This window comes from Telluria sp. GW821-FHT07G12 (assembly GCF_059418525.1).
In genome coordinates this window covers 1-9,555 of the sequence record NZ_JBWKQA010000001.1, presented here as the reverse complement: position 1 = coordinate 9,555, position 9,555 = coordinate 1, and the positions used below count along the sequence as shown (strand labels likewise).

Annotated in this window: 10 protein-coding genes, 4 tRNA genes and 1 pseudogene; 11 read left to right on the top strand and 4 right to left on the bottom strand. The window is 65.8% G+C overall.

Going from position 1 to position 9,555, the window contains the following annotated elements:
• The first annotated feature begins 1 nt into the window (after position 1).
• From AC07PE_RS00075 to AC07PE_RS00050, 6 genes are all read left to right on the top strand, one after another.
• Positions 2-77: transfer RNA gene (locus AC07PE_RS00075), tRNA-Glu, on the top strand.
• 68 nt (positions 78-145) lie between these two features.
• A tRNA-Glu gene (locus tag AC07PE_RS00070) sits at positions 146-221 on the top strand.
• A gap of 63 nt (positions 222-284) precedes the next feature.
• Positions 285-360 (top strand) — tRNA-Ala (locus AC07PE_RS00065).
• Positions 361-384: 24 nt separating this feature from the next.
• Positions 385-460: transfer RNA gene (locus tag AC07PE_RS00060), tRNA-Glu, on the top strand.
• An 84-nt stretch (positions 461-544) separates the two neighbouring features.
• Positions 545-1,693 carry an elongation factor P maturation arginine rhamnosyltransferase EarP gene (gene earP / locus AC07PE_RS00055; protein WP_498760618.1) on the top strand — a complete coding sequence of 383 codons (1,149 nt, stop codon included), beginning with the start codon at positions 545-547 and terminating at the stop codon, positions 1,691-1,693.
• A gap of 65 nt (positions 1,694-1,758) precedes the next feature.
• Complete coding sequence (locus AC07PE_RS00050) at positions 1,759-2,334, top strand: elongation factor P (protein WP_498760617.1); 576 nt, start codon at positions 1,759-1,761, stop codon at positions 2,332-2,334.
• 51 nt (positions 2,335-2,385) lie between these two features.
• Here the strand turns inward: AC07PE_RS00050 and AC07PE_RS00045 are convergent, their stop codons facing one another.
• Positions 2,386-2,994: a TetR/AcrR family transcriptional regulator gene (locus AC07PE_RS00045; protein ID WP_498760616.1), complete on the bottom strand. Its 609-nt coding sequence runs from the start codon at positions 2,992-2,994 to the stop codon at positions 2,386-2,388.
• 73 nt (positions 2,995-3,067) lie between these two features.
• On the opposite strand from AC07PE_RS00045, the gene AC07PE_RS00040 reads away from it, so the two are divergent.
• The 4 genes from AC07PE_RS00040 to AC07PE_RS00025 all read left to right on the top strand — a co-directional run bounded on the left by AC07PE_RS00040 (position 3,068) and on the right by AC07PE_RS00025 (position 6,797).
• A complete protein-coding gene (locus AC07PE_RS00040) occupies positions 3,068-3,262 on the top strand; it encodes a hypothetical protein (RefSeq protein ID WP_498760615.1) in 195 nt (64 codons plus the stop codon).
• A 77-nt stretch (positions 3,263-3,339) separates the two neighbouring features.
• Entirely contained in the window at positions 3,340-4,947 is a 1,608-nt protein-coding gene (locus tag AC07PE_RS00035; protein ID WP_498760614.1) for an amidase, read from the top strand.
• Between the two features lie 3 nt (positions 4,948-4,950).
• Positions 4,951-6,423: a hypothetical protein gene (locus AC07PE_RS00030; protein WP_498760613.1), complete on the top strand. Its 1,473-nt coding sequence runs from the start codon at positions 4,951-4,953 to the stop codon at positions 6,421-6,423.
• A complete protein-coding gene (locus tag AC07PE_RS00025) occupies positions 6,420-6,797 on the top strand; it encodes a nuclear transport factor 2 family protein (protein WP_498760612.1) in 378 nt (125 codons plus the stop codon). The genes AC07PE_RS00030 and AC07PE_RS00025 overlap by 4 nt, the downstream gene beginning before the upstream one ends.
• Here the strand turns inward: AC07PE_RS00025 and AC07PE_RS00020 are convergent.
• Positions 6,794-8,089: an FAD-dependent oxidoreductase gene (locus AC07PE_RS00020; protein ID WP_498760611.1), complete on the bottom strand. Its 1,296-nt coding sequence runs from the start codon at positions 8,087-8,089 to the stop codon at positions 6,794-6,796. The two genes, AC07PE_RS00025 and AC07PE_RS00020, sit on opposite strands and share 4 nt — an antisense overlap.
• Positions 8,090-8,262: 173 nt before the next feature.
• On the opposite strand from AC07PE_RS00020, the gene AC07PE_RS00015 reads away from it, so the two are divergent.
• Positions 8,263-8,709, top strand: coding sequence for a GNAT family N-acetyltransferase (locus AC07PE_RS00015; protein WP_498760610.1), 447 nt, complete (start codon positions 8,263-8,265; stop codon positions 8,707-8,709).
• A 10-nt stretch (positions 8,710-8,719) separates the two neighbouring features.
• On the opposite strand, the gene AC07PE_RS00010 is transcribed toward AC07PE_RS00015, so the two are convergent.
• Together AC07PE_RS00010 and AC07PE_RS00005 are read right to left on the bottom strand one after the other, a co-directional pair.
• Positions 8,720-9,241, bottom strand: a complete 522-nt coding sequence (locus tag AC07PE_RS00010; RefSeq protein WP_498760609.1) for a TssQ family T6SS-associated lipoprotein — start codon at positions 9,239-9,241, stop codon at positions 8,720-8,722.
• A 14-nt stretch (positions 9,242-9,255) separates the two neighbouring features.
• Positions 9,256-9,555 (bottom strand): annotated as a pseudogene (locus AC07PE_RS00005) (hypothetical protein); the annotation flags it as partial.

Below are 9,555 nucleotides of genomic sequence, written 5' to 3'. Positions count from 1 at the left end.
GGTCCCCATCGTCTAGAGGCCTAGGACATCACCCTTTCACGGTGAGTACCGGGGTTCGAATCCCCGTGGGGACGCCAAGAATAAAGATGATGCCCACCCAGCAGGGCGCCATCGAAGAAGTAAAAGTAGTAAAAGACAGTTTTAGGTCCCCATCGTCTAGAGGCCTAGGACATCACCCTTTCACGGTGAGTACCGGGGTTCGAATCCCCGTGGGGACGCCAGCATCGCAAGGAGCCGCCTTGAGCGGCTCTTTTGTTGAGTGCAGCAGTAATGCGGCACAATTGGGGGGTATAGCTCAGCTGGGAGAGCGCTTGCATGGCATGCAAGAGGTCAGCGGTTCGATCCCGCTTACCTCCACCAAGTTTTAGCAGGAAAGAGTTCAAGGTCCCCATCGTCTAGAGGCCTAGGACATCACCCTTTCACGGTGAGTACCGGGGTTCGAATCCCCGTGGGGACGCCAGTCAAAGACCGGAGCAGACCACCCGCAGATGCGGAAAGGTGCTTCGGTTTTTCTATTTGGTCGTGCCATCCTTTTCAAACGATCATGTCTTCCAATTACCCACGCACCCTCGCGATCTTCTGCAAGGTCGTCGACAATTACGGCGACATCGGCATCTGCTGGCGCCTGGCACGCCAATTCCATGGCGAGCATGGCATCGCGGTCACTTTATGGGTGGATGATCTGGCGAGTTTCCGCCGTATCTGGCCTTCGGTCGATACGCAAGCCGCGGTGCAGGACATCGGCGGCATCACGGTGCGCCACTGGGCTGGCCAGGACGGCGAATTCGTCCCGGCGGATATTCCCGACGTCGTGATCGAATTCTTCGGCGTCGATATCCCGCCCGGCTATATCGAGGCGATGGCCCGGCGCGAGCCGCGCGCGGCCTGGATCAATTACGAGGGCCTGAGCGCCGAGGAGTGGGTCGAAGGCTGCCACCGGCTGCCGTCCATGCATCCGCGTCTGAAACTGACCAAGCATTTCTTCTTCCCGGGCTTTAACGACAAGACCGGCGGCCTGCTGCGCGAGCGCGGCCTGGTCGAGGAATGCGCGCGCTTCCAGGCCGATCCGGCAGCGATGGCCGCTTTTCTCGGCCGTTTCGGCGTGACCGAAGAGGAGATGAATGCGCTGAAGGTCAGCCTGTTTTGCTACCCGCATGCGCCGGTCACGGAACAGTTCCAGGCCTGGGAGCAGGGCAGTACGAAAGTTACCTGCCTGGTGCCGGAAGGCGTGGCGCGCGAAAAGGTGCAAGCCTTCATCGGCGCCGAGGCGCATGCCGGCGCCGTCGCCACCCGCGGCGCCCTGACCGTGCGCGTGATTCCCTTCATGCCGCAGACGGACTACGATCGCCTGTTATGGGCCTGCGACCTGAATTTCGTGCGCGGCGAAGACTCCTGGGTGCGCGCCCAATGGGCGGCGCGGCCCTTTGTCTGGCACATTTATCCGCAAGATGAAAACTTGCATCATGTTAAACTCCGCGCGTTCCTGCAAAAGTATGCGGTGAATACGCAAAGCCTGGTCGACTTCTCTCTGCGCTGGAACGATGCGCGGGAAGGACACATGGACGGACTGTGGACGTCCCTGCAAGCCGAACTGCCAACGATGACGCGCCGTGCCCGCGAGTGGGAAACGCAGATGTTGGCAAATGGCGATTTAGTGAGCAATCTGCTGAATTTCGTCCGGTCGCTTTGTTAGGCGGCGGGAAAATAACGTGGTATGATGCTCGGTTACAGCAACTCATTTTTTGGTTAATAATTCCTATGAAACCCGCTAAAGAAATTCGTGTCGGCAACATCATCATGGTCGATGCCAAGCCTTTCATCGTGCTGCGCTCTGACGTCAACGGCTCGAGCCGCACGGGCTTCACCTACAAGTGGAAGATGAAGAATCTTCTGACCAACGCTCCGCTGGAAAACGTGTTCCGCGGCGACGACAAGTTCGACGTGGTTGTGCTGGACAAGAAGCCGGTGACCTACTCCTACTTCGCCGACCCGCTGTACGTCTTCATGGACGAAGAGTACAACCAGTACGAAATCGAAGAAGAGAACCTGGGCGACGCCATCAACTACCTGAAAGACGGTATGGAATGCGAAGCCGTGTTCTACGACGGCAAGGCCATCTCGGTCGAACTGCCGATCACCATCGCACGTCAAGTCATCTACACCGAGCCGGCCGTCAAGGGCAACACCTCGGGTAACGTCATGAAAGAAGCGAAGCTGGAAAACGCGCTGGAATCGAAGCAGTTCACCATCCAGGTGCCGCTGTTCGTCAACCAGGACGACGTCATCGAGATCGATACCCGTACCGCCGAGTACAAGAAAGTCGTGCGTAACTAATCTAGTTCGTACCGCTAAAAAAAACGCTGCCTCGGCAGCGTTTTTTTTTGCCTAATCCCGGCAGCGCAGTCCATCCACCAGCAGCCCCACCATCTTGCGCGTCATCGCCGTGTCCTCGACCGGATTCGCCTTGCACAGCGTGGCCGCCGCGCGCAGCAGCTCATCGGCTTCGTAGCCGGGGCGGATCACGTTCTGCTCGACCGCCGCCTGCAGCAGCGAGGTCAGGGCAGGGCGCAGCCGCGCATAGAAGTAATCCGGCAGCGCCGCATAGGCCGCATGGTCCGAATGCAGGGCATTCGACAGGCCGCGCTTGGTCAGGATGAAGTCGACATAGCGCTGCATCCAGCGCGCCAATGCTTCGCCCGGCTCATGTTCGGCGGCGATGCTGGCCGCTGCATCCGCGCAATCGTCGATCTGGGATTTCATCACCGCGACGATCAGGTCTGCGCGCTGCGGAAAGTGGCGGTAGACCGTGCCGACGCCCACACCGGCCCGCTCCGCGATTGCGCGCACCGGGGCATCGACCCCCGATTCCGCAAATACATCCATGGCTGCCTGCAGCAAGGTGCGCAGGTTGCGCTGGGCGTCCATGCGCTTGGCGCGCGGCTGCTGCTCATCTGCCGCCGGCGCGGCTTGTTCTTCGTTTGGCGTCGTATCCATAAAAAATATCTATTAACCGGAACGAGGTTCCGGTTATAATTCGGAATCGCGTTCCGTTTAGGAGGATGATACCATGAACAAACCCCACGTCTGCATGTTTTGCCGATACAAGAAGGCGCGCGCCAAGGATCTCGAGTTCTGCTGCGCCGGCGCGGCCTTGCTGCATGCGCCGGAGTCAAGGTCGAAACAGACGCAGCCATCGATGGCCCGTGGTATGCCCGAACGCCTGCGCTATCCGAGCCCCGAACATTACCAAGCGTCGCGCTAGCACGACGCAGCATCCTGACCGTGTCACATGAGCAACTTTACTGTTATGCTCATGCCATTATCTGCCACGGAGTTTGTATGAAACGCAGGGATTTCGTTCGTCTTGGAGTAAGCGCAGGTGTGGCGGCAGGTGCAATCGGTGCGGCGGGGCAGGTGGCGGCAGCGACGGGCAAAGCCGCAAACGGTTCCAGTATCCTGGACGCAGGCGTCCAGGAGCAGCAGGCCCAGATGGCGGCCGGCAAGCTGAGCTCGAAATCCCTGGTGCAGCAATACCTGGCGCGCATCGCCGCCATCGACAAGGCCGGCCCACGCATCAATGCCGTCATTGAACTGAATCCCGACGCCGTCGCCATCGCCGAGGAACTCGACCGCGAACGCAAGGCCGGCAAGCTGCGCGGTCCGCTGCATGGCATCCCGGTCCTCATCAAGGACAACATCGCCACCGCCGACAAGATGAGCACCACCGCCGGCTCGCTGGCCCTGGCCGGCGTGCGCGCCAGCAAGGACGCCTTTGTCGTGCACAGGCTGCGCGAGGCGGGCGCCGTCATCATCGGCAAGACCAACCTGTCCGAGTGGGCGAACATGCGATCCACCCACTCCGTCAGCGGCTGGAGCGGCCGCGGCGGCCAGACCCGCAACCCCTACGCGCTGGACCGTAACACCAGCGGCTCCAGCTCGGGCTCGGGCGCGGCCATGGCCGCCGGCCTCGCCACGCTGGCGATCGGCACCGAAACCGACGGCTCGATCGTCTCGCCGGCGTCCACCTGCGGCATCGTCGGCATCAAGCCGACCCTCGGCCTGGTCAGCCGCAGCGGCATCATCCCGATCGCGCATTCGCAGGATACGGCAGGCCCGATGACGCGCACGGTGGCGGACGCCGCGCTGCTGCTGGGCGCGATCGCCGGCGTCGACGGCCAGGATGCGGCCACCAAGGACGGCCAGGGCAAGGCGGCCGACTACGCGGCGGCGCTGCGCACGGACGGCCTGCGCGGCAAGCGCATCGGCGTGGCGCGCAACTTCTTCGGCAGCAGCCCGGCCATCGACGCCCTGATCGAAAAGGAGCTGGCGGTGCTGAAGGCGCAGGGCGCGATCCTGGTCGACGTGCAGGTGCCGAACGTCGACAAGTACGGCGACAGCGAGCTCGAAGTGCTGCTGGCCGAGTTCCGGCCGGATCTCGAGGCCTACCTGCGTGACTATGCGCCGCATGCGCCCGTGAAAACCATGGCCGACATCATCGCCTTCAACGAAAAGAACGCCGGCCGCGAGCTGCAGCACTTCGGCCAGGAGCACCTGGTCTCGGCCCAGAAGAAGCCCGGCCTGGACGATAAGGCCTACCGCGATGCGCTGGCCAACAACCACCGCTATTCGCGCGAAGAGGGCATCGACAAGATCCTCAAGGACGAGAAGCTGGATGCGCTGGTCGCCCCGACCGGCGGCACCGCCTGGCTGACCGACTACATCAACGGCGACCATTACGGAGGCAGCTTCTCCTCGCCGGCCGCTGTGGCCGGCTACCCGCACGTGACGGTGCCGGCGGGTTATGTGGCGGGCCTGCCGGTCGGGATCTCCTTCGTCGGCACCGCCTGGACCGAGGCCAGCCTGATCGGCATGGCCTACGCCTACGAGCAGGCCAGCCAGCGCCGCCGCGCCCCGGGCTTCCCGGCCACCGTCAACGTCAAGGCCTGAGCCATGCGCGCCAGTTATTCGATCGCTGCCGGCGCCGCGCTGTGCCTGGCGATGCTCGGTGCGGCGCAGGCTGCGCCCGATGCCGCGGCCACGCCCGACTGGACCGCGATCGCGCGCCAGGACCTGAACTTCGCCATCGCCACGGTCCGGACCTACCACGCCGGCTACATCGACGGCCAACCGAGCGTGACCCTGCCGCTGGCGGCGGGTGCGCGCGCCGGCCTGCCGGAAGCCGAGGCCGTGCGCAGCGAGCAGGATTACAAGCGCCTGATGGCGCGCTTCATCGCCGGTTTCGGCGATGGGCATACCCAGATCGACCTGCACCTGGCCGTGCGCGGCTGGACCGGCCTGGTGCTGGACCAGGTGGGCGGCGCGGACAACGGCCAGTACCGCGTGGTGTGGTCCGAGCCGGGCTGGCCCACGCCCTTGCCGCCAGCCGGCAGCGCGGTGAAGAGTTGCGACGGCGTCTGGATCGGGACCTGGCTGCAGATGCGGGTAGCGCCTCTGGTGAACGCGAGCGTCGAATACGGCGCCACCTTCAGCAGCCTGGCGCGGCTGACCATGTTCGACCGCGGCCTGGGCTGGACGCCATCGCAGTGCGTGTTCGTGCTGCCCGACGGCAGCCATAAGCCGTACGCGCTGCCGCTGCGCAGCGTGCCCGGCGAGGTCGCCCAGGCGCGCCTGGACGCGCTGCAGCCGCGCTGGCGGGCCGTCGCGAAGCCGGTCGGCCTGAGCACGCTGGCCCCGGGCAAGCACTGGGTCGGCATGCCCAACTTTAACGGCGCGCGTTCCGGTGCGGCCTACGAAGCGCTGTATCCGCAGCTGGCGGCGCTGCCGAAATCCGGCTGGGTCGTGTTCGACCTGCGCGGCAACGGCGGCGGCGATTCTAGCTGGGGCAGCCGCGCGATGGCCGCCCTGTACGGCGACGCCTACGCCCGCCAGCTGGGCGCGGCGGGCGGCGCCAGCAAATACCTGATTGCCGACGCCAACAGCGTGGCCGTGCTGAAGCGCTACATCGCGGCGCCGGAATTCGCATCGTCGAAAGAGGAGAACGAGGCCGACCTGGCCAAGGTGGAGGCAGCGATGCGCGCCGGCGAGAGGATGGCGCTGGTGGCCGGCAAGCCTGATGCCAGCACCGCGCCTGTGCTGGTGCGCCGTCCGCACGGTCCGCGCATCGCCGCCGTCATCGACCGCGACTGCTTCAGCTCCTGCATGAACTTCCTGCAGCAGCTGCGCGCGATGGGCGACACCGTGGTGCTGGGCGAGGCGACCAAGGGCTACTCGCCCTTCGGCGAAATTGCGCGCCATGAGCTCCCCAGCGGCCGCGGCGCCTTGTATATTCCTTCTGCGCTCTTCAAGACCGCGCAGGCGACCCGCGAACCGTTCGTGCCGGACTACCCCTTCGACGGCAATATGACCGACGACGAGGCCCTGCAGAAGTGGGTCGCCACCAAACTGGATGGAGAAAAAAAATGACCGAGATGACCCTCAAGGAAGCCGCCGTCGGCTTCCTGAAGATGACCGCCGCCGGCCAGGTCGAGCAAGCCTTCGAGCGCTTCGCAGCTCCGGACTTCCGCCATCACAATCCGTATTTCGCCGGCGACGCCGCCTCGATCAAGGCCGGCATGCTGGAGAATGCGGCGCGCTTTCCGCAGATGCTGTTCGAGGTGCAGCGCGCCATCGCGGACGGTCCGCTGGTGGCCGTCCATTCGCGCGCGCGGATGACGCCGGACGGCGCCGACATCGCCATCGTCCACATCCTGCGTTTCGAAGGCGGACGCATCGCCGAGATGTGGGATATCGGCCAGGCCCAGCCTGAGCCCATGGCCAACGAACTCGGGATGTTTTAAGCGGGGATCCTGCTCAGCTCTTTGCCGAGCCGCTTGCCCAGCGCCAGCAGGGTGAGCGTCGGCGGCAGACCCCAGGGTTCCGGGATCACCGAGGCGTCGCAGACGTAGAGGCCGGGCGTGCTTGTCGCCAGGCCGGCGTCGACCTGTTCGCCGATGCGCAGGCTGCCGCCGGGATGGGCCGCGAAATGGTGGCTGGCGAAGATGTGATGCGCGCCGGCGCGCTCGAGGATGCCGCGGGCGATGCCGACGCCCTTGTCGAATTTGTCGCGGTCGGCGGGCTGCAGGGTCTTGTCGACCCAGCGCTGGCCCACGCGGCCGCCGATCTCGTCGCGGATCTTGACCATGATGCTGAGCGTGCGGCGGTGCGCCAGCAGGCGGTCGACGCGGCCGGCCTGCAGCGCGAAGGCCTGGTACATGGCTTGCGGCAGGGTCAGGTCGGCCAGTGCGATGCCGTCCGCGTGCCAGCTGGCGCCGGCCGCCATCGGCACTTCGGCGCCGCCGTCGATATCGTCCACGCTGCCCATCACCGCTACCACCGGATCGCTGAAGAAGGCGGCCGGTCCAGTCAGCAGGCTGGATGCCTGCAACAGGCGCGGGCTGCCGATGCCGCCCGCGGCCAGCACCACGCGGCCGGCGCGCACCGTCTGCGTTTCGCCATCGATGACCGCTTCCACCCCGGCCGCACGGCCATCCTCGACCAGCACCCGCGTCACGCGCGCATGCTCGCGCAGGACGGCGCCGTGGCGCAGGGCTTCGTCGACGAAATCGCGCGCCGTCCACTTGGCGCCATAGGGACAGCCGGTCACGCAGCGCCAGCAGCCGCTGCGGCAGGATTCAGGGCGGATCAGCTTGTCGAGCTTGCGCCAGTCCAGGGAGAGGGCGCGCGCCGCCTCCATGATGCGGGCCGCCATCGGGCCGACCAGCTTGTCCGGCAGCGGCGCCATCGGCAGCTCGGCGCGCAGTTCCGCCAGCGCCGGCTCGAGATCGATGCCGTGGGCGGCGAACATCGCCTTTGGCGGCGCCGCCGCGGTGGCGAAATTGATGGTCGAGGTGCCGCCCAGGGTGATGGCGCGCACCAGCAGCGAGGCGTCGCGATGGATGAAGGCGCCCTTGCCGGGCACGGCGGCCATTGCGGCCATCTGGCCGAGGGTGCCGCGCAGCGGGGCGGCGCTGCCCTGTTCCAGCATTGCCACCCGGGCGCCCTTGCAGGCCAGTTCACGCGCCACGCTGGCGCCGCCCGGGCCGGTGCCGACGACGATCGCATCGAATGAAGAGCGGGGGAGGGTGGACATGCGGCATGCTACCACCGCCACCCGGGCTTGTGCGGGTGGATAACCGGTAGTTGTATTTACGGTAAATACAAATAGAAACATTTGCTTACAAATAACTTGCCAGATTTACACACGGGTGCTCGCGCTCCGTTTGTTCCAGATCTATGCTTGGGAAAATTCACAAAAATTCTCCCATGCAATCTTCTCTCAGCTTCTGCCCCCTGAGCGCCCCGCTGTCCGACAAGGTCTTGCTGGCCTTTCGCAAGGACGCAGGCTGGACCAATCGTGACATCGCCGCCATCGACAAGGCAGGGCAGCCGGGCGGCCTGGTCCAGTGGGTCACGGTGGAATCGGGCAAGAGGCGGGTCGCCATTGCCCGCCTGGAGCTGGCGCCGCCGCAATTCTGTTTTGTGTCGGACCTGATCGTCCTGCGCGAGCACCGCGGACGCGGCGTCGGGGAATGGTTCATGAAGCAGATCGAGCACCACTGCCTCGACCAGGGCATCCCGCGTGTGCTCTTGCAGCCGATGGCGGACAACCGCGCCTTTTATGAGAAGCTCGATTTCGTCGCCGACCCGCTGGTGGCCGGTTTCCTGAAGAAGGAAATCCGTCTGCGCCAGCGCAGCATGCTGCCGTTCTGAGACGCCGGCCTCAGCGCTGGCTGGCGGCCTGCTTGGCCTTGGTGAAGACCGGACCCCACAGCGGGTGGCCGTGTTCGCCGGGCGCCAGGTCGAAGGACGGATCCAGGCGCAGCGCGCGGTCGAAGGCCTGGCGGCAGGGCGCCGGACGCGAGGTCACGCAATAGCTGAAGGCCATGTACTTCAGGGCTGCCAGGCGCGTCGCGATCGGACCATTGTTGACGTCGCGCGCCGACAGGCGCCGGATCGCTCCGTTGAAATCCCCTTCGTTGTACAGGCGGATGCCTTCGCGCAGGCCGCTTTCCTTTTGCGCGTCGGGCACACCGTCGCCGTCGCGGTCGCGCGGGCGGCTGGCGGCCTCGCGCGGCGGCGCGGCCTCACGCTCCACCGGCGCCGCGGGCCGCGGGGCCGACGCTCTCGGATGCGAGGGCGTGCGCGGCGGTTTCTGGTCGAAGATCGGGAACTCGGCGCAGCCGCCCAGCAGCAGGGCGCCGGCGGTGGCAAGGACGATGAGCTTGAGTCGCTGCTTGGTCATGGAGTGTGGCGTGCTTACCGTCGTTCGTCGCTGAAGTCGGCGGCGATCTGGCCGCCGCCGGCGCTGGTGTCGACTTCGAACACGCGGTCGTGGAAATTCGGATTGGCGATGCGGATCGTGTGCTTGCCGGGCGTCAGCACGAGGCGCTTGACCGGCGGGCTGACGCCGCGGTCGACGCCGTCGACGTAGACCACGCCCCAGGGCTGGATCTGCAGGCGGTAGGTGGCGGATGCGGCGGGGCCCGTGGGCGCGGCGCCCGGCCGTGCCGGCGCGAGGGCGGGGCTGCCGGCGGCCAGCGCGGGCCCGGCCTGCGC